We start from the raw sequence: 22,341 nt of genomic DNA, 5'->3' as shown, positions 1-22,341 counted from the left end.
ATATACTGATTTTATGCTTTAGTTGGTTAGGATAAGGTTAATTGCCGGCTCATTTATCATCATTTTACTCACTGAACCATCAAGATTGAATTTTTGTTGTTTGCTCCATTTTCCGCCAGAATATTCAAATTGAAAATCTTTTTCAACAAAATTATATAGTAAGAATGGGTAATATTTTTTTTGGGTTTTTGTTGTGTTCGAATTAAAATCTGTAATTGTAGTTTCAAGTTTGTTCTTCTCGATAAGTAATTTTTCAAAGCCCACAAAAAGTCCTGATTTTGGCATAGTAAGATTCAAATCTGAAATATCAAAAGCATGATTGTTTACACCTTTTTTAACAGTTAGTATCAAATCTTTTTTTAATAACTCTTTTGATGGAAAACCTAAAGAATCAACAGCATAAAAATGTAATTTTATCGTGGCGTTTTCTATTTTGCTATCAGTTAAAACAGTAACTTTTTTTATATATTTTGTTGCTTTATAGGACAATTTATAAGGAAAGAATTTAGCAACAATTTTAGGACCATTATCAAATGCTTGTGAAATCGAATTTTTGGTTTTGCCTATTTCAATTTGCTTGGTTTCTTTACTATTAGAAAGCACAATTTCTTCCAATAAATATTCTACCGATTTTAGTTTTACTTCTTTACTTTCTAAGATTTTTACAATTTTTTTCTCAAAGCCAATAGCAGAAAATATTAAGTTTTTACTCTTTTCTGAAGTATAAATTTCAAAAGTTCCGTTTTCTTCTGAGCTTGCACCAATATTCTCATTTTCTACCCAAATGTTTACATAAGGAATAGGATTTCCTGTCAAACTATCTTTTACAACGCCACGAATTTGAGAAAAAGTAAATTGTGAAATTAAAAGTAAAACCCAAACCAATCTTTTTTCTATCATCTTTTTTCTATTTACTCAAAAAAATTGGCTATTTTTCTATCATTAGAAAGTCTTGGTAATTTGTTTTGACCACCTAATTTTCCTATAGATTTCATGTATTCTTGGAAACCGTTTTTAGAAACTTTTGTTATTACTAATGTTCGCAATACTTTTCCAACTATTAAATCATCGTAATACACATTTTGCTTGCGCATTGCGTTATCAATTTTTAACGCAAATTCTTCAAGATTATTTGGTTCTTCCGAAACTTCGGAATCAAATTCGATAAACCATTCATGATAAGGTAATCCTGAATTTGGAGCAATTTGTGGTGCTACAGTAAATTCATTCACACGAATATCGGTGTCTTCCATAGCTTCTTGCAAAGCGTGTTCGACTTCTTTGCCAATTACATGTTCACCAAATGCGGAAATATAATGTTTGATTCGACCAGAGACGATAACTCGATAAGGTTTTAAACTTGTAAATTGAATCGTATCGCCAATGTTATATGCCCAAAGTCCGGCGTTAGTTGAAAGAATTAAGACGTAGTTTGTATTAAGTTCGACTTCACCAATGGTATATCGTTTGGGATTTTCTGTGAAAAATTCGTCGGCTTTAACAAATTCGTAGAAAATTCCTGAATTCAAGAGCAACAACATTCCTTTTTCTTTTTGAGAATCTTGGTAAGCAAAAAATCCTTCAGAAGCTGGAAATAACTCAATAGAATCTACTTTTCGTCCGATTAGATTTTCGAATTTGGCACGATAGGGTTCATAGTTTACACCACCATAAATAAATAAATTGAAGTTTTTAAAGAGTTCTCCAACTGGCTTTTGAGCTTTTTGATGCAATTTTTCGAAATACATTTGCACCCAAGAAGGAATTCCTGAAATCACCGCCATATCTTGATTGAAAGTTTCTTCAACAATAGCGTCAACTTTGGTTTCCCAATCTTCAATGCAATTGGTTTTCCAACTTGGCATTCGGTTTTTCTGTAAATATTTTGGAACAAAATGCGCAACAATTCCGGAAAGACGACCTAGTTTAATTCCGTTTTTTTCTTCTAATATCGGACTTCCTTGTAGAAAAATCATTTTACCATCAACAAAATCGGCTTTTCCAGTTTCATGAATGTAACTCAAAATCGCATTTCTCGCAGCTTGAATATGAAAAGGCATCGATTCTTTAGTCAGTGGAATGTATTTTGCGCCAGAAGTTGTGCCAGAGGTTTTGGCAAAATAAAGAGGCTTTCCTTTCCAAAGAATATTTTCTTCACCTTTTACAACTCGGTCAACATAAGGTTTTAATGCTTCATAATCTCTTATTGGAACTTGCTTGGCAAAATCTTCAAAAGTTTTAATTTCATTGAATTTGTGATCTTTTCCAAACTGCGTTTCTTTCGCTTGAAGAATTAAATCATTAAAAACTTTTTGTTGTGTTTCAACAGGATTTGAAGCCCATTTTTGAGTTTTTTTATGAATGGAATTAGCAAATAGCTTGGCTGCAATTGATTTTATCGACATATTTATTCGTTAGGAAAATTAATTTTAATCGCTTTTTCTATTTTGTAAAACATAAATCCCACAGCTACAATCACGATAACTATTTGTAAAAAAATATTTGATTTGAAACTTTCATTAAACCAAGGTAAAATCAATGAAACTATAAATAATTTAATTGCTGTAAACATCATTTGAATAGAAGAATATTTTTGAGAAAAATCCCATCTTTCTTGAGATTTCATGGAAGCATTTGTGCGATATCCATACAAATAGTTAATTTTTTTAGGTGGAAATTTATACATGATAAATCCTGTAATTAAAAAAACAATGCTAACAAAAGCAGATAAATGCATAATATTATCTAAATTGAACATAATCTTTTCTCTATTTTCTTTTCTCTATTTTCTTTTTCTCCTCCTCGGCAACTTGTTTTCTCAGATTCATTTCGGCTTCAGTAGCTGTTAATTGTAAATCTGGTAAAGTATCAACTGATATTGCTAAAATGGAGTCTTTATTGACTTTAGCGTATTCTAAATTACCATTCAAAACTTTTTTTATGGATTCGAGATAAGCTTCGTTTTTCTTAATAGCAAATTCTAATGAATCTGATTTTAGAGCTAATTCTGTAGCGTCTTTTTTAAGTTTTGTTGAAGTGTAACCAGGAATATATTCTCTTAAAGGAGTAAAAGCAATAATAAAAGTAGTCACAAAAATGATTAAAATAGCTCCAATTGAGGCAAAAACAAAGACATTCATCAAGGTTAATCTCAATGAAAAAACTTCTTCAAAAGTCTCATCATTTAAAATTACTAAACGATTTTTAGTGAAAAGATGTTTCTTTAATTTTTGCTTTTTGAGGCGCTTTTCAGACATGTTTTTTTATTATTATACAAATATAGAAAATTTGTTGAATTGCTATGTTTATTAAGGTTTTTGCTTTTTAAAAAAATAAAATGAATAACTAAAAACTATATTAAACTTAAATTAATTGTAAAAATTTTTAGTAATCACAATTCACGACCATTTTATTTTTACATTTGCATATTGTAAATAACTGAATTTAATTTTTAATAAATAAAAAAATGAATTTTTTAACTATATTTTTAGGGTTTATGCCAGGAGGATCTGAGTGGATACTTATCATTGTAGTGGTATTGTTACTTTTTGGAGGTAAAAAAATTCCTGAACTAATGAAAGGTTTAGGCTCTGGAATAAACGAATTTAAAAAGGCCTCAAAAGGTGAAGATCAACCTGCTGATTCTAAAAAAGAAGAAACTAAAGAGTAATCTTTCAAGTTTAAAATAAAAAAATCCCAAATTCTAAATTGTTTTAGATTTTGGGATTTTTTATTTAAAGTATCATTGTAAGTTGTATTCTTTTCCTGTCTTCATCAACCTCAACAACTTTTACTTGAACGTGTTGGTGGAGTTTTACGACTTCATTTACATCACTAACAAATCCTGCTTTTAATTGGGAAATGTGAACCAAACCACTTTCTTTTACTCCAATATCTACAAAACAGCCAAAAGCGGTGATGTTGTTTACAATTCCTGGTAAAATCATTCCGGTGCGAACGTCTTTTATGGTTTTTACATTTGGGTCAAATTCGAAAACTTTAGCGGCTTTTCTTGGGTCTAATCCTGGTTTTTCTAATTCTTTCAGAATGTCTTTTATACCAAGAATTCCGATGGTTTCGTTGGTGTAACTTTCTGGTTTTATTAAGGCTATTTTTTCTTTGTTAGCTATTAATTCGTTAACCGAAATTTTTAAATCTTTTGCCATTTTTTCCACAATTGGATAAGCTTCTGGATGCACTGCCGAATTATCTAAAGGATTTTTTCCGTTGTGAATTCTAACGAAAGCTGCAGCTTGTTGATACGCTTTTTCACCAAGTCTTGGTACTTTTTTAATTTGTTTTCTATCTTCAAATGGACCATTTTCTTGACGATAAGCAATAATATTTTCGGCCATCTTCTCTCCTATTCCACTAACATAACTCAACAAAGATTTACTTGCTGTGTTGATGTTAATTCCGACCGAATTCACACATCTAATCACCGTGTTATCCAATTCTTCTTTCAATTTTGTTTGATCTACATCGTGTTGATATTGTCCAACACCTATCGATTTTGCATCAATTTTCACCAATTCTGCTAATGGATCTGAAAGTCGTCTCCCAATAGAAACTGAACCTCGAACCGTTACATCATAATTTGGAAATTCATCACGTGCAATTTTACTTGCCGAATAAATGGATGCTCCAGCTTCTGAAACTACAAAAACTTGAACTGGTTTGTCAAATGCAATTTTCTTGATGAAAAATTCGGTTTCTCGACTTGCTGTTCCGTTTCCGATAGAAATGGCCTCGATGTTGTAAGCGTTCACCATCGATTTTATCTTTTTCATCGCCATTGCAGTTTCATTTTGCGGCTGATGTGGATAAATGGTCTCGTTGTACAATAAATCGCCTTTTTCATCCAAACAAACTATTTTACAACCACTTCTGTAACCTGGATCGATGGCTAAAATTCGTTTTTCTCCCAATGGTGGCGCAAGTAACAACTGACTCAAATTTCCTGCAAAAACATCAATGGCTTTGATATCAGCTTTGGCTTTGGCTTCTTGTAACGTTTCATTTGAAATGGCAGGATGAAGTAATCTTTTGTAACTGTCTTCAATAGCCAACTGAACGTGATTAATCGATGGACTATTACCGTTTTTGATTATGATTTCATCAATCAAATCGTAAGTTTCATCAATATCGATTTCTATTTTTAGTTTTATAAAACCTTCATTTTCTGCACGAAGCATTGCTAATAATCTATGTGAAGGTGCTTTTGACAAAGGTTCTGCCCAATCAAAATATTGTTTGAATTTTTGAGCGTCTTCTTCTTCGGCTTTCTTTTTTACAACTTTAGTTTCGATAACTGCTTTTCGGTTATACAATCGTCGTAAACTTTGACGCACTGCAATATTTTCGTTTATCCATTCGGCAACGATATCTCTTGCGCCTTGCAACGCTTCTTCCTCGTTTTCAACATTTTTATTGATATATTGTGTTGAAAGAAAATCTACATCATCATTTTTTTGAGCTAAAATCAAAGTTGCTAGTGGTTCCAAACCATTTTCACGCGCGACGTCGGCACGTGTTTTTTTCTTCTTTTTATAAGGCAAATACAAATCTTCAACTTCTTGTAAGTCAAAAGATTTTTCAATTTTAGATTTTAATTCAGGTGAAAGTTGTCCTTGTTCTTCAATGGTTTTTAAGATGCTTTCTTTTCGCTTTACAATTTCGTCGTATTGCTTAGAAAGTTTGGCAATATTTTCCACTTGAACCTCATCTAAATTTCCGGTTTGGTCTTTTCGATAACGAGAAATAAACGGAATGGTGCAATCTTCTGAAAGCAATTTTAAAGTTGCTTCAATGTTTTTAGGAGTTGTGTTTACTTGGCTTTGAATGAATTGAATATTAGTCATCAATAAAATTTATTAATTTGGATTGGAGTGTGAATATATTTTTAAACCAATTTCTACATATAGATATCCTATAGGAATGTTTAATAACATAATTCCAAGAGTTAGAAGAATTTGATTTGTTATTTGCTTTTGTTTTAATTGAAAAAATAATGTAACAAACTGATAAGTATTAACAAAAAAAGCTGCTACAATAAAGAGTAAACTAAAATAAATCATTCCGTTAAACTCTGTGAAATAAAATATTAGCAACAAAATAGAGGCAACCAAAAAAGTTGAAAAAGCAACTTTTTTAGAGTTAGAAATAGTTTGATTTATATGAATTAAATTATCTTTCAATGTTTTATAAAATACTTTGCTGCAATGAGTAGCATTATCGTGTAAAATAGAATTCCATAAATAAAAAATCTCCAATATTGTTTGTATGCTTTTTTATTTCCTTGACTTAATAATTGTGATGATTTTTCTAAATGTTTTTTAAAAGAAAAATAACTTGTAAAAATTATTGAAATTTTAGTTTCAAAATCAATTTCTTTATTAACAGAAGTTATTTTCTCTAAATCTCTTCTGTCAATTTCAGTTATTATTGATTTTTTTAATTCCTTATCAATATTCTGATTTTGGAATAAACTAATTAATTGTTCATCAGTTAATTTTTCAATTTTATTCATTTAAGAACAACTAATTTTATCAACTCTTGTTGCGTGTCTTCCTCCTTCAAAATCGGTAGTTAAAAAAGTATCTACAATTTCAATTGCTTGTTGAATAGAAGTAAATCGCGCCGGAATACTTACGACATTTGCATTATTGTGTTGGCGCGCAAGCGCCGAAATTTCTTTGGTCCAACAAAGAGCTGCTCTAATTCCTTGATGTTTGTTGGCAGTCATTGCAATTCCATTGCCGCTACCGCAAATTACTATTCCTAAATCGGCTTTTCCTGATTCAACATCAGTAGCAACAGGATGACCAAAATCTGGATAATCTACACTATCAAAAGTATCGGTTCCGTGGTTTAAAATTTCGTGTCCTTTTGATGTTAAATAATGAACAATTGCTTTTTTATAATCTGGTCCTGCGTGATCGTTTCCGATTGAGATTTTCATAATAAATTGTGTTGTAGTTGTGGAAACAAATTTAGTTAATCTTATTTGTATTTCCATTTCATTTTTATAAAAATATAACTAGCTGATTTACTTACATTAAGAAAATATTGTTAATAAGATATATTTATAAGTAGCTGTAAATCATTACATTTTATTTAATTCAAATGTTAAAATTTTACATTGTTAATAGTGATTTGTAATTCGTTGATAATCAGTTAACGTTAAGTTAACATCAATTGTTAACAACTTAAGATAGAAAATTAGAAGTTTTTCTTGGTTGTATGTAAATTAATTGTAATCAAAAATTGGTATTAAAAATCCAAATTTAGTTTCGTGAATTTTTAGAAAAGTTATCAATATAAAAAAGTACTTTTTCAACAGAAATTAACAATCAAAGTTATCTACAAAATATTTGTTTTTTTACTTGTTAACAACTGTTAATGAAATCTAAAAATTACTTCAAAATGAATGATTTACTTTCTTAAAACTATGTTGATAAATCGGTATAAAAAAGTATAACTTGAAAATCAACTTTTAAAAATTAAAGTTATTGTACAAATTAACACGCTATAATAACCATCATAAATTAATTTAAATTTAAATTTTCTTTTTGTTGTTTTTAATAGATGTTGAAAACTTTCAAATTTTAGAAAATAGAATAAAGAGAAAAGAAAATAGATTTTATACTATTTCTAAATTTGTATTTAAGTTATTCAAAATCTCTTTTACTCTTTCAACATCGTTTGGATGTACTTTTAAATCAATTCCGCCGTAAGCATAACTTGCTAATGGATCAACAGCTATTAAATTTTCATTTTGAAATAAATACGGAATTCCTTCATGGTCTAAAATTGATTTTAGAACTATGATTTCGTGAGCAAAATTAAATGTAGCAACTGTTATAAATTCAGACATTTCTATTTTTTTATAAAGATACAAAAGTTATATTTTCGATAAATCTATTCTCTATTTTCTATTTTCTATTTTCTTCTTCGTAATTTTAAACCTTATTAGAAAAAAGATTATGAGTAAATTCCCAAAAAAGTTTGGAAAAAAAGAGAAAACTTTCTCTGAAAAGATTTTAAAAATACTATCACAAAACGCAAATAAACCATTCAATTACAAACAAATATGTGCTGTTCTTGAATTGAACGATACCAAAAGTAGAAACGAAATTATTAAAGATTTAAAAATTCTTGCTGCACAAAAAGTAATTATTGAAAGTGAGCCTGGAAAATATTTAGTAAAAGCAGTTTCACAAGATTATTACGAAGGAACGATTGATATGACTTCTCGAAGAACTGCATATTTTATTTGCGACGAGTTTGAAGATGATGTTTTTATTCCAACGAATAATTTGAATCACGCTTTAGATAAAGACAAAGTTAAGGTTTATGTTTACAACCGTCGTCGTGGTAAAAAACCAGAAGGTGAAGTAATTGAAGTTTTAGAAAGAGCTAAAACAGAATTTGTTGGAGTTATTGATATTCAAAAGAATTTTGCGTTTGTAACTACTGCCAATGCTAAAATGTACACCGATATTTTTATTCCAAAAGATAAATATAACGGAGCTGAACAAGGTGATGTTGTTGTTGTAAAAATTGAAGATTGGCCAAAGAAAGCCGATTCACCTTTTGGTTCAGTAATTAATGTTTTAGGAAAACCAGGAGAACACGATACTGAAATTCATGCAATTCTTGCTGAGTACGGTTTACCTTATGATTTTCCGGTTGATGTTGAAGTTTTTGCACAAAAATTAGACACTGCAATTCATCCAGAAGAAATTGCAAAACGTCGTGATATGCGCGACACGTTGACTTATACTATTGATCCAAAAGATGCTAAAGATTTTGATGATGCTTTATCGTTCAAAAAATTAGAAAACGGAAATTACGAAATTGGAATTCACATTGCTGATGTTTCGCATTATTTACAAGAAGGAACTATTCTTGATGATGAAGCTTATAACAGAGCAACTTCGGTTTATTTGGTTGATAGAGTTGTGCCAATGTTGCCAGAAGTATTATCTAATTTTGCTTGTTCACTTCGTCCAAATGAAGAAAAATATACGTTTTCAGCCATTTTCGAAATTGATAATAAAGCAACTGTTTTAAATCAATGGTTTGGTAGAACGGTTATTAATTCTGACCAACGTTTTGCTTATGAAGAAGCGCAAGTTATTATTGAAACCAAATCTTCTACAATTCCTGCTGAAATTTCATTAACTGGAAAAGAATACAAAGCTTCCGATGAAATTACAGAAGCTACTTTAAAATTAGATGAATTAGCAAAAATTCTTCGTAGAAAGAGAATGAATGAAGGTGCGATTTCATTTGATAAAGTGGAAGTTAAATTCAATCTAGATGAAAATGGTGAACCAGAAGGTGTTTATTTCAAAGTTTCAAAAGATGCTAATCATTTGATAGAAGAATTCATGCTTTTAGCGAATAGAAAAGTAGCAGAATTTATTGGAAAACAAAAGAAAACATTTGTGTATAGAATTCACGATGAACCTAATGAAGACAAGCTTTTTGCAATGCAAGCTTTGATTTCAAAATTTGGTTACAAAATGGATTTACGTGATAAAAAAGATATTTCAAAATCATTGAATAAATTGATGGAAGATGTCAATGGTAAGAAAGAACAAAATCTAATTGATACGTTAGCTATTCGAACGATGAGTAAAGCTAAATATTCAACAGAAAATATTGGTCACTACGGATTAGCATTTGATTATTACAGTCATTTTACATCGCCAATTAGACGTTATCCTGACGTTATGGTACATAGATTACTTCAATATTATTTAGATGGCGGAAAATCGGTTTCTGCAGAAGAATTTGAAGAAAAATGCGAACATTCTAGTAATATGGAAAGTTTAGCTACAAATGCTGAACGCGATTCGATTAAATACATGCAAATTAAATACATGCAAGATCACAAAGATGAAGAGTTTTTGGGTGTAATTTCTGGTGTAACCGAATGGGGAATTTATGTGGAAATCATTTCTAATAAATGCGAAGGAATGTGTAGAATTCGTGAAATTAAAGATGATTATTACACATTTGATGAAAAACAATATGCTTTAGTTGGTGAAATTTCTAAGAGTTTACTACAATTAGGCGACGAAGTTTACGTTAAAGTAAAGAATGCTGATTTGGTTAAAAAACAATTAGACTTTACTTTTTTAAGAAAGAATGAGTAAAAAATGAAGAGAATTATATTTAATATTTTAATTATCATTTTATTTATAATATTTTTATTTATAAATTTTATGTTTTTTTTAGCAATAGGTTCAGGACATAAAATTCCTACTTCTACAAGTAATTCATTTATTATTAGTAATTTAATTATTATTACTTTATTGTTTATTGTTATTATTTTGAAAAGAAAATATTATAATAAAAATGATTTTTAGTTATTTTATTTAGTTTGATATTGAAAAGATTTAAAATACTGTAACATTTCAGTTTTCTTATTGTCTTTAATTAAAAAACATCATGAAAAAAATAATTTGTAGTTTCTTATTGATTAGTTCAATCGCATTTTCACAAACAGAAAAAAGTGTTGGGGATTTTAATAAAGTAACTTCTTTTGATCAAATTGAAGTTTTACTAATTCCATCCGATGAGAATAAAGTAGTTCTAGACGGTTCAGGTTCAGAAGATGTTGAAATTGTTAATAAAAATGGTGAGTTAAAAATTAGAATGCGTTTAACAAAAATGCTTTCTGGTGAAAATATTTCAGCTACGGTTTATTACAAAAATATAGATGCAGTAGAAGCTAATGAAGGATCAAGAATTTCTTCTGAAGCTACATTTAAATCTACCACTTTTGATATCATTGCAAAAGAAGGATCGCAAATTAAAATCAAAATTACTGTAGATAGATTAACGGTTAGAGTTGCTAATGGTTCTACTATTTCAATCTCTGGAACTGCTAAAAATCAGGATGTTTTAATCAATTCTGGTGGAATCTATGAAGCTGAAAGACTTAAAACTAATCAAACTATAATTACTGCAAATGCTGGTGGCGATGCCGATGTTTATGCAACTGATTTGGTTGACGCTAAAGTTCGTGCAGGCGGTGATATTAGAATCTACGGTAAACCAAAACAAATCAATCAAAAAATTGTTGCTGGCGGAACGATTAAAGAAGGAAATGATTAGTACTTTTTGTTTTTCAGAATAAAAGTTAGATATTTGATGAAGCAAAGTTTATTCTTTTAAACTTCAAATCCATAAACTTTTTAAATGATAAACGATATTCTATCTGCCATACCTTGGGGAATTTTACTTGCATTTACTGTTGGTCCCGTTTTTTTTGTACTTCTTGAAACTAGTATTACAAAAGGATTTAGAGCAGCAATGGTTTTTGATTTTGGAGTAGTTTTTGCCGATTTTGTATTCATTCTTATTGCTTATTTTTCTACCAATCAAATACTTGAAAAACTTAAAGACGATCCAGGTTTATTTATCTTTGGTGGCGCTGTAATGTTGGCTTACGGAATTATTTCTTATGTAAAAGAAAAAAAGAGTTACAAAAAGCAACTTGATGAAGAACTTGAAGATGATAATATCCAAAAAAACAACTACTTAGGTTTATTTTTCAAAGGATTTTTATTAAACTTTATCAATATTGGAGTACTTGCTTTTTGGATGGGAATCATCATTGTTTTTGGTCCAAAACTAAATATGGAAACCAATAGAATTATCATTTTTATAGCTTGTATTATCCTTACTTATTTCGCTGTTGATATTATAAAAATCATGGTTGCCAAACAACTAAAATCAAGAATGACACCACACAATATTTACAAGATAAAAAGAGTTATAAGTATTATTTTAATGATTTTTGGTGGATTTTTAATGGCACAAGGTTTCTTCCCAAAAGAAAAAGAAATGATAAAAGAGAAGTTCGGAATCAAAGAACCGGTTGTAAATGAAAAGTTTAATTAATGTAATTTTTCTAGTTTTCACACTTTCATTTTATGGACAAAATGATACGATTTCGGTTATAAAACATACTGATAAAGATATTGTTGTAAATAAAGAATCTAAAGTTGTTTATCGTGGTATGATTAATAGTTTATCTATTGAAGTTCCTAATTGTAAATCATTTAAAGCAACTGCTGATGGATTAACGATGGTTTCTAAAAATCTATATAACTTAAATCCTCTTGCTAATTCAGAAGTAATTATTACTGTAGATATTGTTTTAAATGATAATAAAAAGAAAACAGAAAAACATGTTTTTAAAATAAAAAATATTAGTGGTTTTGTAACTACAATAAATGGAAGAAGTGGTTTAGTCCGTTTTCAAAAAAGTAGTTTAAAAGATGCAGTTATTAAAATAGGCTTTGAAGACAAAAATTTATCTTTTTTAAATAAGATAAATAGTTTTAGTTTAAAAATTCCTGGAATGTCTTCTATTCAAGTTATTGGAAATAAGATAGACAAAGAATCTTATGAAAAAATTCTAAAAAATGCTTCATTAGGTGATCAAATAGTAATTTCGGATATTAAACTTCTAGTTTTAGAAGAAAGTTTAAAAGGAGGAATGTGTTTTCAAACAAACCCGATTGTTATTGAAATTTATTAGTTTCTGTCATCTCGATTAACAAGAAATCACATAATGAGATTCTTCATTTATAAGAATGACAAAAACGAGATGAAAATTTGAGATTCGAACATCACTTTAATCAATTTTTTCTAAAAATTTAAAACAAAAAAAATTCTCTCGATTGTATGTTTTTTATGAAGTCATCGTCCGGATTCGAACATAACTTTAATTAATTTTTTCTAAAAATTTAAAATAAAAAAAACCTCCAAGTTTCCTTGAAGGTTTCAGTGGCATCGTCCGGATTCGAACACAACTTTAATTAATTTTTTCTAAAAACTTACAATAAAAAAACCTCCAAGTTTCCTTGAAGGTTTCAGAGGCATCGTCCGGATTCGAACCGGAGTAGGAGCTTTTGCAGAGCCCAGCCTAGCCGCTCGGCCACGACGCCAATTATTTATTGGATTGCAAATATATAAAAAAGTTTAAAGTTTGAAAGTTTAAACTTTAAAAAGTTTCATTTTCTTACTTCGTACTTCTAATCTTGTACTTCGTACTTAATTCCTATATTCTTCCATTTCTATAGTAACAGCTTCAACATCACCACCAATAGGCGGATTTAGTTTAGAAACAGCCAACACAATTCTAGAAACAGATGGAATTTCCTTGAAGATTCTTGTGATGATTCGATGAGCAACATGTTCTAAAAGTTTCGCTCTAATATCCATTTCTTCCACCACAATTTGATTTAAAAGTACATAATCAACTGTATCTTTCAATTCATCTGTGAGTGAAGACTTTCTTAAGTCGGTTTTAATTTCTAAATCAACTCTATAATCTGAACCAATTTTTCCTTCTTCTTCAAGACATCCATGAAATGAAAAAGTTCTAATATTTTGTAATTTAATAGTTCCCATTTTTTTTAGTTTTCAGTCGCAGTTTTCAGTCGCAGTTACAAGTTTCTAAAAGAAATCTGTAAACTGTAAACCGAAAACTGTAAACTTTTTTATCTTTGCTAAAATTACGAAATAATTATGTCAACAGAAGAAAAGTCTCTGAATTTTATTGAACAAATCATAGAAGAAGATTTAAAAAACGGATTATCACAAGATAAACTTCGTTTTCGTTTTCCGCCTGAGCCAAATGGTTATTTACACGTTGGTCATGCGAGTGCTATTTGTTTAAATTTTGGTTTAGGAATTGATTATCAAGCGCCAGTTAATTTGCGTTTTGATGATACCAATCCTGCCAAAGAAGAACAGGAATTTGTTGACGCAATTAAAAAAGATGTGGAATGGCTTGGATTTAAATGGGCTAATGAATGTTATGCTTCTGATTATTTTCAAGAGTTATACGATTGGGCAGTTCAATTTATAAAAGACGGAAAAGCGTATGTAGATAGCCAAACGTCTGAAGAAATGGCCAAACAAAAAGGAACTCCAACAACTCCTGGAACAGATTCTCCTTATAGAAATCGTTCGGTTGAAGAGAATTTAGATCTTTTTACAAGAATGAAAAACGGCGAATTTGAAGAAGGTTCTCATATTTTAAGAGCTAAAATTGATATGGCTTCTAACAATATGTTGATGCGTGATCCAATTATGTATCGAATTCTAAAAAAACACCATCACAGAACAGGAAATGATTGGTGTATTTATCCAATGTACGATTGGGCACACGGAGAAAGTGATTATTTAGAACAAATTTCGCATTCGTTTTGTACACTTGAATTTTTGCCTCACAGAGAATTATACGATTGGTTTTTAGATCAAATTTATGATAGTAATAAAGTGCGACCAAAACAAAGAGAATTTGCTCGTAGAAATCTTTCGCATACGGTTGTTTCTAAAAGAAAATTATTGCAATTAGTTCAAGAAAAGCATGTTACCGCTTGGGATGATCCAAGAATGAGCACCATTTCTGGAATGAGAAGACGTGGATATCCGCCAGTTGCTATTCGTAATTTTGCGATTTCTACAGGAATTGCAAAAAGAGATAATCTTATTGATTTATCTGTATTGGAATCACACGTTAGGAACGCCTTAAATACTTCTGCTCCAAGAGCAATGGCTGTTTTAGATCCTGTTAAATTGGTTATTACAAATTATCCCGAAAATAAAGTAGAATGGTTTGATACTGAGAACAACCCTACATTAGAAAATTCAGGATTTAGAAAAATTCCTTTTTCTAAAGAATTATATATTGAAAGAGAAGATTTTATGGAAAATCCAATTCCAAAATATCTTAGATTAACAAAAGAGAATCAAATTCGTTTAAAAAGTGCTTATGTTATAAAATTTGAAAAACTTATAAAAGTTAATGGTGAAATAACTGAAATACATGTTACATATGATCCTAATAGCTTAAGTAGAAGTAATGAGGATGCAAGTCAAATTAAAGTGTCATCAACTATTCATTGGGTTTCAATAGAACATGCGTTGAAAGCTGAGATTAGGTTATATGAACGGTTGTTTACAGATGAAGCGCCTGATTCACATAAAGGAAAAAATTTCTTAGAATTTGTAAATCCAGAGTCACTTAAAATCGTTACAGGCTATGTAGAGCCAAGTTTAAAAGAAGCAAAAGTAGAAGATTCATTCCAGTTTTTAAGATTAGGTTATTTTACTCTTGACAAAGATTCTAATGACAGTAAAATGGTTTTTAATAGAACTGTTGCATTAAAAGATGTGTGGGAAGAAAAAGGAAAAAATGAACAGAATATAATTGTTAATTCCTTAAAAGAAATTAACAATTATTTTAAAGTTGATTTTGAAGAAAGAAGAAATATTGAAAATAAAATAGCTAATAATATTATTAAAATTTATGATTATAGTTTGCTTTATAACAGTCTAAATAAGAATATAAATAACAATAAGAGTTCATTATTATTTTCAAATTTTTTAATAAAATATTCTAACAAAATAGAACTGAATAATCTTGATTACTATTTAGTAGAAAAGTTTTTTTATATGTCTTTAAAATGTGAATCTTCTTTCGTGAAGTTTGAAGCATTACAAAATTTAAATAAAAATATTTCCTATCTCAAAAACTTCGAATATTTAATTAACTATATAATAGATAATGAAAAAGAAAATGAAAAGTTAAGAGAAAAAGCAATTGAAATAATTTCGAAATAGTTTTTTCTTATAAAACCCAACAGAAATGTTGGGTTTTTCTATTATTGAAAAAACTTATCATAAAACAAAAAGTATATTTTTTTACTATTAAAATCGGCCTTTATATTTTAATTTTAATCAATTTTTAAAAATTCACCAACATAATTCACCAAACCATCAATAAACGTTGGTTATTTGGCTTTAAAATGGTTTTTACTTCTTTAACGACGATTTAACACTACGACACGATAAAATTTCGTAACTTTAGTATAATCAAAATTTAAAAGTTATGTCAAGTAAAAATGGAAATAGCATTTTAGCAATTTTAGCAGGTGCTGCAATCGGAGTTGGATTAGGAATTTTATTTGCACCTGACAAAGGTTCAAAAACTAGAGAAAAAATAAAAGAAGGTTTTGATGATTTAAAAGGAGAGGCCAAAACAAAATGGGATGCACTAGAAGAAGACACCAAAGAAAAATTTTCTAAAACCAAAGATGAGTTAAAAGAAACTGTTGAGGATTTACTTTCTAGTTCAAGTTACAAAGCAGAAGAAGCAATTACTTTTCTTGAAGAAAAATTGGCTGAGTTAAAAAAGCAAAACGCAAAACTTCAGAAATAATGGCTTTTGAAGAATTAAAAGAAAATACTGAGGCGATTCAAGAAAATGCCAAAGCTTATATGGAAAGCAGTTTAGCTTACTACAAGCTTTGGGGTTTCAAGGTTGCAATGAAATCAACCACTTTGTTAGTCAAGTTTTTGTTGATAGCATTATGTTTGATGATTGTTTTATTTTTTGTTTCCATAGCAGGAGCAATGGCTCTAGGACAATTATTTGGTAGTTATCCACTAGGATTTCTTGCTGTTGCAGGAATCTATTTGATTTTGGCTTTGTTATTATTTTTAGTAAAAGATAAAATTGTGGAAGGACCTATTTTAGAGAAATTTTCAGAAATATTTTTTAACGACTAGATTATGGAAACAAAAAAATATTCGTCCTATGCAGCAATAGAGCAGGATTTAGAAATTCTGAAATTAGAAAAAGAACTCTATTATCAAAAAATGCTTTTAAGTATTGATAAAACAAAAGAAAGTATTCTGCCCTCTAAATCAGTTTCTTTTATTGGAAATCTGTATCAAAAGGTGTTTTCAGGAACTTACGGAACGCTTTTAAAAATAGCAATTCCTTACATCATCAATTGGTATATAAACAGAAAAAGAGGCGATTAAGCCTCTTTTTTTATCTGAATAACTTCATTAAACTTCCTCACTTGGATTCGAAGTATCACTTGGATTAAAATCTGTTGAAGTGTGATCATTTTTTGTTTTCACACGTTTTGGTTGGTTTTTCATCGTTTCACCAATTTGGTTACTTGCAGAAAAACTTGCTACCATATTATTCAACATGTCGCTTCCAGCTTGAGGAGAATTTGGTAATAAAATCAAATTCGAATTTGTATCAGCACCAATAGCTTGTAAAGTATCATAATGTTGAGTAACTACGATTAATGCCGAAGCTTCTTGCGAGTTAATACCAACAGAATTTAATACTTCAACACTTTCTACCAATCCACGAGCAATTTCTCTTCTTTGGTCAGCAATACCTTGACCTTGAAGTTTTTTACTTTCTGCCTCAGCTTTAGCTTTAGCCACAATTCTAATTCTTTGTGCTTCTGATTCAAATTCTGCAGCCGTTTTTTCTCTATCTGCAGCGTTGATTCTGTTCATCGCATTTTTAACTTGAATATCTGGATCAATATCGGTTACCAATGTGTTGATAATGTCATATCCGTAAGTTGTCATTGCTTCGTTCAATTCACGTTTTACAGCAATAGCAATATCATCTTTTCTAACGAAAACGTCATCCAAAATTAATTTAGGAACTTCGGCACGAACTACGTCAAAAACATAAGCTGTAATCTGATCGTGAGGATATTCTAATTTATAAAATGCCTCATAAACCTTATCTTGAATTACTTTAAACTGAACCGAAACTTTCATTTTGATAAACACGTTATCTTTAGTTTTGGTTTCAATTAATACGTCCAATTGTTGAATTCTTAAGTTTACTCTTCCGGCAACTCTATCAATAATTGGAATTTTAAGTTGTAAACCTGAGTTTCTAATACTTGTAAATTTCCCAAAACGTTCAATAACTACTGCCGTTTGTTGCTTTACTGTAAAGAAAGAAGAAAATAAAATAATTAATCCGAAGACTACTAAAACAATCAAAAATGGTCCCATGTGTAATATTTAGTTTGTTAATACAGTTATTATACGAGAATAATGTATGTTTGTTACAAATAAATATTTTAATAATGAAGAAATTATTTTTTATCCTTGTTTTTTGTGCTTTCACAAATTTAGCTTTCTCTCAATATAGAAATAGAGATGGTAATAGAATAGGGTTGTCGGCCGGAGTTTCTCAAACAAGTTTATTTACTTCAGATTTTGATACCAAACCAGGAATGGGCTTTGCAGGAGGACTTTCTGTTAGAGGAAATTATTACAACAATTGGAGTATGATTTATGGAATGCAATTTTTCAGCAATAATTTTAGTCTTGAATCAACATCGTTAACTTCATTAGCTAAAGAAACAGAATTCAATTTACAAGGCGTACAAGTGCGATTATTGTTAAGTTATAACGTAGTAGAAAATCATGTATCGTTTGATTTTGGTCCAGTTTTACAAATTAATGGAAAGCTTTCGGTTAACGAAAGAGATCAAAATAATATTTTAAACGGTACAGCACTTACAGCAAAACAAATAGAAGAAGTTTCTACTATCAACGGAAATTTTTATGCTGGCTTTTCAGCAGGAGGTAAAGTTGTTCGTGCAGTGATTTTTTATGAATACGGATTTACTAATATCTTTGGTAAGTTGAATAAAAATGATGATTTTAAATTACTAACAGGTAACGAAAGTATAAAAGGAAATCTAGGAACTATAAACGGTCAGATAATTTTTAATTTGTAATAATATGAAAAAGCTATTTTTAATTTCATTATTTTTAATTTCATTTAATAATTATGCTCAAGGTTCAGAATATGAATTAGAGGTTAAAGGTGCTGTTTTAACAAAAAAAGACGGAACTCAAATTGCTATAGAAGACGGTTTTATGGAAATAAGCTATTTAAGTTTTAAAGTTCATTTTAGAGATAGTAATGATAAGAAAAAAGCTGTTACAATAACAGATATAGATAATATTAAAACATCAGAATATTTTTTTAAAACATTTAAATTAGAAAGAAGAGAAAACATTTATTTAGTTCTTGCTGATTCAAATGATAAAAAAATGGTTACTAGAAAAGGTCGTTTTTCACAAGATTTAGGCTATGAAATTTTCATAGTAGACAATAACGGAGCTATTATAGATGCCTTAAAAAGCCATGGAGGCCCTTTTGTAAAAGGATATGTTCACAGAAGTTTCATTGCTCCTTTTATAAAAAAATACTTTCCAGATTGCCAAGAGTTAATTGATAGAATTCCAAATACAATTACCGATAAAGTAGATGGTTATCCTTTATTAGACGATCCTATATATGTAAAATGTAATTAATTAAAAAACACTTAAATTCGGGAACTATTAGTGGTCAGATAATTTTTAATTTGAAAAAAAATAGTTTCTTTATTCTTTAGCATTATTAATTAAAAAACACCTTTTTATGAAAAATGTATTAACAAGCTTTGCTTTATTTTTAGTTTGTGTTTTAAATGCTCAACAAGTAATTGTTGATGAAAAGTTTGATAAGGATTATGGTCCTATTGGTTATCATTTTTCAACTTTATCTAATAAAATTTTTATAGAAAAAGGTAAACATAGCGTTGGTATGTCAAGAAATAAACAAGTTAATAGTATTGTTTGTTATGATTCAAAAGGTTCAAAAACCAATTTGTTAGAAAATGTTAACGTAATGAATGTTCGTTTTTCTCCATCAGGAAATTTATTTAGAACTGATGAATACGAAAAAATGAGTTTTTCAGGTGATCATAAATTCTATAAAAACGGAAAAAAGATTGCAGATTTACCAAAGAGCAATAATTTTAAACTTATGTTGGACGACTTTTTATTTACTAGTAATCACAAGTTTAAAGAAAAAGAATTAAGTTTTACAATTACTGATTTACCATCTTTTAAGACCACTGAAAAAAATTGCGAATCGCCAAGTTATGATAGAATAGTAAATGTAGATAATGTTGAATATGCAAGAGATGTTAAAACAAGAGTAGCAGTAGCAAAAGACTACTTTCAGGTAATATCTAAATCTATTTCAAAAGATTATAAATCAACTACCTTATATCTTACAAGATTTAATTATGAAGGAAAAAAATTAAGTGATGTAGGTTACAAAATTGATATTAAAAATGATTTTTTAATTTATTCAAATAATAATGGTGGAAATACTGAAACAAAAGGATTTGGCGATACTGCTAAACGCATTTTTTCAGATGATTTAAGTATTAATAATTTTATAGTTGATCCAGATACCAAAGAAGTTTATGTTTATGGATTGTATGGAAAAAGACTTGAAAAATCAAACGATAATTCTAACACTCCTTTAGGTTATTATGTCTTTAAATTTAAAGAAGACGGTACTAAAATATGGGAAGTAATAAATCCAATCGATGATAAAAGTGATTTTAGTGATAATCAAAATTTGACTTACTTGTATGTTGATTTGTTTTTAATGGGAGATTCAGTAGTTTTTAATGTTGGAGCAAAAGAATCTTTAGATGATTATATTCATTACATAAAAGTAAATTCTAACGGAAAAGTTGATTCAAGCTCAAAAATAACCTTTAAGTCAGAATCAAGTGCTTATAATATTTCAAGTTATGGCGACAAAAAATTTCTTCATGCAAATCTTACAAATAAAGAAGACTTGAAAAATAAAATTTTAGATTATGAAACCATGGTTGTTTATAACACAAACCAAAAAATAAAAAATTATATAATGACAGTTAACAATAAAAATAAAACATCTTTTTGTACTGCTGTTAACAAAGGAAATACTTGGCTAATTGAATCAGATAATGAAACGTATTACAAAGTAACTTACTTTGAAAACTAAAAAAAAGCCCTGAATTTCAGGGCTTTTCTTTTTCTATAATGTAGCAATCGCTTTTTCCAATCGCTTGATGGTTTCGTCTTTTCCAATCAACTCTACAATATCAAAAAGATGCGGACCTTTTAAAGCACCAACCAAACTCAATCGGAAAGGTTGCATCACTTTACCCATACCAATTTCGTTTTTAGTCATCCAATCTTTTACAATCGTTTCTATATTTACTGAAGTGAAATCACCAATATTTTCTAAAACAGAAATCAATTGTTGCATTAAATTTGGTGTTTCTTCTTTCCAGTTTTTAGCTGCTTTTTCATCGTAAGATGTTGGTGCAACAAAAAAGAAATCACTCATTTCCCAAAATTCAGAAACAAAATTGGCTCGTTCTTTTATTAACGAAACTATCTTTATTAATTTATTATTATCAACAACAATTTTTTTCTCAGATAGAATAGGAGCGAAGGCTTTTGCTAAACTTTCATCACTTTGCTTTTGCAAATACTGATGATTGAACCATTTATTTTTCTCAGGATCAAACTTGGCTCCAGCTTTATGAACTCTATTTAAATCAAATTTTTCAGCCAATTCTTCTAATGAAAACAATTCTTGATCTGTTCCGTCATTCCAACCTAAAAGCGCCAAAAAGTTAATTACAGCTTCAGGAAAGAATCCTTTTTCTCTGTAACCAGATGAAATACCTTCTTCGGTTTTCCATTCTAAAGGAAATACAGGAAAGCCCATTTTATCTCCATCTCGTTTAGATAATTTTCCGTTTCCAATTGGTTTTAAAATCAATGGTAAATGCGCAAATTCTGGAGCTTCCCAACCAAATGCTTTGTATAATAAAACGTGTAATGGCATACTTGGTAACCATTCTTCACCACGAATAACATGAGAAGTTTCCATCAAATGATCATCAACAATATTAGCTAAATGATAAGTTGGCATTCCGTCAGATTTGAATAAAACTTTATCGTCTAATAAATTAGTATCAAATTTTATATCGCCACGAATGATGTCATTCAAATGCAACGTTTCATTCACAGGAGTTTTAAATCGGATAACATAATCAGCACCTGATGCAATTCGTTTATCGGTTTCTTCTTTAGAAATTACTAATGAAGTATCTAATTTTTCACGATTATGCCAGTTGTAAATGAAGGTTTTTCCTTCTGCTTCGTGCTGTTTTCTATGCGCATCCAAAGCTTCTGCTGTGTCAAATGCATAATAAGCCCAACCCGAATTAATCAATTGGTCAGCATATTGTTTGTATAAATCTTTTCTTTCAGACTGACGATAAGGGCCAAATTTTTCGTTTTTCCCAACGGTTTCACTTGGTGCAATTCCCAACCATTCCAAAGCTTCCATTATGTATTCTTCTGCTCCAGGAACAAATCGATTTTGGTCGGTATCTTCAATTCGTAAATAGAAAACACCACCATGTTTTTTAGCAAATAAATAATTAAATAAAGCGGTTCTTACACCACCAATATGCAATGGTCCAGTTGGACTTGGTGCAAAACGCACACGAACTTGTTTAGACATTATGTAATAATTTTTGCAAAGATACAATTTGCTATTGAAATTGTTATTGTCATTGCTTTTTGTGTTTAATAAAGATTTAACTTTTATCGTAAGTA

The 22,341-nt window shown here is 29.3% G+C and carries 24 protein-coding genes and 1 tRNA gene; 12 read left to right on the top strand and 13 right to left on the bottom strand.

The genetic code is table 11. The features are described from left to right. Window positions 1-18: 18 nt before the first annotated feature. The 4 genes from ACYU7A_RS03835 to ACYU7A_RS03820 all read right to left on the bottom strand — a co-directional run bounded on the left by ACYU7A_RS03835 (window position 19) and on the right by ACYU7A_RS03820 (window position 3,257). Window positions 19-900 (bottom strand): carboxypeptidase-like regulatory domain-containing protein, encoded by an 882-nt coding sequence (locus tag ACYU7A_RS03835; protein ID WP_460574264.1) that lies wholly within the window; start codon window positions 898-900, stop codon window positions 19-21. Window positions 901-911: 11 nt separating this feature from the next. Continuing rightward, window positions 912-2,405 (bottom strand): GH3 auxin-responsive promoter family protein, encoded by a 1,494-nt coding sequence (locus ACYU7A_RS03830; protein ID WP_460574263.1) that lies wholly within the window; start codon window positions 2,403-2,405, stop codon window positions 912-914. 2 nt (window positions 2,406-2,407) lie between these two features. Then, window positions 2,408-2,686 carry an SdpI family protein gene (locus ACYU7A_RS03825; protein WP_460574808.1) on the bottom strand — a complete coding sequence of 93 codons (279 nt, stop codon included), beginning with the start codon at window positions 2,684-2,686 and terminating at the stop codon, window positions 2,408-2,410. 82 nt (window positions 2,687-2,768) lie between these two features. Then, entirely contained in the window at window positions 2,769-3,257 is a 489-nt protein-coding gene (locus tag ACYU7A_RS03820) for a peptidase (protein ID WP_344815810.1), read from the bottom strand. A 209-nt stretch (window positions 3,258-3,466) separates the two neighbouring features. On the opposite strand from ACYU7A_RS03820, the gene tatA reads away from it, so the two are divergent. Further along, window positions 3,467-3,670: a twin-arginine translocase TatA/TatE family subunit gene (tatA, locus tag ACYU7A_RS03815; protein ID WP_345093482.1), complete on the top strand. Its 204-nt coding sequence runs from the start codon at window positions 3,467-3,469 to the stop codon at window positions 3,668-3,670. 64 nt (window positions 3,671-3,734) lie between these two features. On the opposite strand, the gene ACYU7A_RS03810 is transcribed toward tatA, so the two are convergent. The 5 genes from ACYU7A_RS03810 to ACYU7A_RS03790 form a co-directional block, all read right to left on the bottom strand. Continuing rightward, window positions 3,735-5,861 carry a Tex family protein gene (locus ACYU7A_RS03810; RefSeq protein WP_460574262.1) on the bottom strand — a complete coding sequence of 709 codons (2,127 nt, stop codon included), beginning with the start codon at window positions 5,859-5,861 and terminating at the stop codon, window positions 3,735-3,737. A gap of 12 nt (window positions 5,862-5,873) precedes the next feature. After that, window positions 5,874-6,197, bottom strand: a complete 324-nt coding sequence (locus ACYU7A_RS03805; protein ID WP_460574261.1) for a hypothetical protein — start codon at window positions 6,195-6,197, stop codon at window positions 5,874-5,876. After that, a complete protein-coding gene (locus tag ACYU7A_RS03800) occupies window positions 6,194-6,529 on the bottom strand; it encodes a hypothetical protein (RefSeq protein WP_460574260.1) in 336 nt (111 codons plus the stop codon). The genes ACYU7A_RS03805 and ACYU7A_RS03800 overlap by 4 nt, the downstream gene beginning before the upstream one ends. Then, a complete protein-coding gene (gene rpiB / locus ACYU7A_RS03795; protein ID WP_460574806.1) occupies window positions 6,530-6,961 on the bottom strand; it encodes a ribose 5-phosphate isomerase B in 432 nt (143 codons plus the stop codon). Window positions 6,962-7,642: 681 nt separating this feature from the next. Beyond that, window positions 7,643-7,876, bottom strand: a complete 234-nt coding sequence (locus tag ACYU7A_RS03790) for a DUF2007 domain-containing protein (protein ID WP_460574259.1) — start codon at window positions 7,874-7,876, stop codon at window positions 7,643-7,645. 109 nt (window positions 7,877-7,985) lie between these two features. Between ACYU7A_RS03790 and rnr the strand changes: the two genes are divergently transcribed. The 4 genes from rnr (at window position 7,986) to ACYU7A_RS03770 (ending at window position 12,562) form a co-directional block, all read left to right on the top strand. Beyond that, a complete protein-coding gene (rnr, locus tag ACYU7A_RS03785) occupies window positions 7,986-10,166 on the top strand; it encodes a ribonuclease R (protein ID WP_460574258.1) in 2,181 nt (726 codons plus the stop codon). 295 nt (window positions 10,167-10,461) lie between these two features. Then, window positions 10,462-11,130, top strand: a complete 669-nt coding sequence (locus ACYU7A_RS03780; protein WP_460574257.1) for a head GIN domain-containing protein — start codon at window positions 10,462-10,464, stop codon at window positions 11,128-11,130. Between the two features lie 84 nt (window positions 11,131-11,214). Further along, entirely contained in the window at window positions 11,215-11,919 is a 705-nt protein-coding gene (locus tag ACYU7A_RS03775) for a LysE family translocator (protein WP_460574256.1), read from the top strand. Further along, on the top strand, window positions 11,903-12,562 hold the full coding sequence (locus ACYU7A_RS03770; RefSeq protein WP_460574255.1) for a hypothetical protein: 660 nt from the start codon (window positions 11,903-11,905) through the stop codon (window positions 12,560-12,562). Before ACYU7A_RS03775 ends, ACYU7A_RS03770 begins: the two co-directional genes overlap by 17 nt. Window positions 12,563-12,900: 338 nt before the next feature. On the opposite strand, the gene ACYU7A_RS03765 is transcribed toward ACYU7A_RS03770, so the two are convergent. After that, window positions 12,901-12,971 (bottom strand) — tRNA-Cys (locus ACYU7A_RS03765). A 106-nt stretch (window positions 12,972-13,077) separates the two neighbouring features. Continuing rightward, on the bottom strand, window positions 13,078-13,437 hold the full coding sequence (folB, locus tag ACYU7A_RS03760; RefSeq protein WP_344815799.1) for a dihydroneopterin aldolase: 360 nt from the start codon (window positions 13,435-13,437) through the stop codon (window positions 13,078-13,080). A 117-nt stretch (window positions 13,438-13,554) separates the two neighbouring features. On the opposite strand from folB, the gene ACYU7A_RS03755 reads away from it, so the two are divergent. The 4 genes from ACYU7A_RS03755 to ACYU7A_RS03740 all read left to right on the top strand — a co-directional run bounded on the left by ACYU7A_RS03755 (window position 13,555) and on the right by ACYU7A_RS03740 (window position 16,863). Continuing rightward, window positions 13,555-15,657 carry a glutamine--tRNA ligase/YqeY domain fusion protein gene (locus tag ACYU7A_RS03755; RefSeq protein ID WP_460574254.1) on the top strand — a complete coding sequence of 701 codons (2,103 nt, stop codon included), beginning with the start codon at window positions 13,555-13,557 and terminating at the stop codon, window positions 15,655-15,657. 268 nt (window positions 15,658-15,925) lie between these two features. Continuing rightward, window positions 15,926-16,255: a YtxH domain-containing protein gene (locus ACYU7A_RS03750; RefSeq protein ID WP_298303296.1), complete on the top strand. Its 330-nt coding sequence runs from the start codon at window positions 15,926-15,928 to the stop codon at window positions 16,253-16,255. Then, window positions 16,255-16,605: a competence protein gene (locus ACYU7A_RS03745; protein WP_460574253.1), complete on the top strand. Its 351-nt coding sequence runs from the start codon at window positions 16,255-16,257 to the stop codon at window positions 16,603-16,605. The genes ACYU7A_RS03750 and ACYU7A_RS03745 overlap by 1 nt, the downstream gene beginning before the upstream one ends. Window positions 16,606-16,608: 3 nt before the next feature. Beyond that, a complete protein-coding gene (locus ACYU7A_RS03740) occupies window positions 16,609-16,863 on the top strand; it encodes a DUF6327 family protein (protein WP_396144395.1) in 255 nt (84 codons plus the stop codon). A 27-nt stretch (window positions 16,864-16,890) separates the two neighbouring features. On the opposite strand, the gene ACYU7A_RS03735 is transcribed toward ACYU7A_RS03740, so the two are convergent. Then, entirely contained in the window at window positions 16,891-17,877 is a 987-nt protein-coding gene (locus ACYU7A_RS03735) for an SPFH domain-containing protein (RefSeq protein ID WP_460574252.1), read from the bottom strand. Window positions 17,878-17,951: 74 nt separating this feature from the next. Here ACYU7A_RS03735 and ACYU7A_RS03730 point away from each other — a divergent pair, with 74 nt between their 5' ends. The 3 genes from ACYU7A_RS03730 (at window position 17,952) to ACYU7A_RS03720 (ending at window position 20,707) form a co-directional block, all read left to right on the top strand. Further along, window positions 17,952-18,611, top strand: coding sequence for an outer membrane beta-barrel protein (locus ACYU7A_RS03730; RefSeq protein WP_460574251.1), 660 nt, complete (start codon window positions 17,952-17,954; stop codon window positions 18,609-18,611). Between the two features lie 4 nt (window positions 18,612-18,615). Continuing rightward, a complete protein-coding gene (locus tag ACYU7A_RS03725) occupies window positions 18,616-19,194 on the top strand; it encodes a hypothetical protein (protein ID WP_460574250.1) in 579 nt (192 codons plus the stop codon). Window positions 19,195-19,300: 106 nt separating this feature from the next. Next, a complete protein-coding gene (locus ACYU7A_RS03720; protein ID WP_460574249.1) occupies window positions 19,301-20,707 on the top strand; it encodes a hypothetical protein in 1,407 nt (468 codons plus the stop codon). Window positions 20,708-20,740: 33 nt separating this feature from the next. On the opposite strand, the gene gltX is transcribed toward ACYU7A_RS03720, so the two are convergent. Beyond that, complete coding sequence (gltX, locus tag ACYU7A_RS03715; protein WP_460574248.1) at window positions 20,741-22,246, bottom strand: glutamate--tRNA ligase; 1,506 nt, start codon at window positions 22,244-22,246, stop codon at window positions 20,741-20,743. Window positions 22,247-22,341 lie beyond the last annotated feature (95 nt).

The sequence above is a fragment of the Flavobacterium koreense genome (assembly GCF_054776075.1).
The sequence above is the reverse complement of the archived record's forward strand: the minus strand, read 5'-3'. Positions and strand labels throughout refer to the sequence as shown.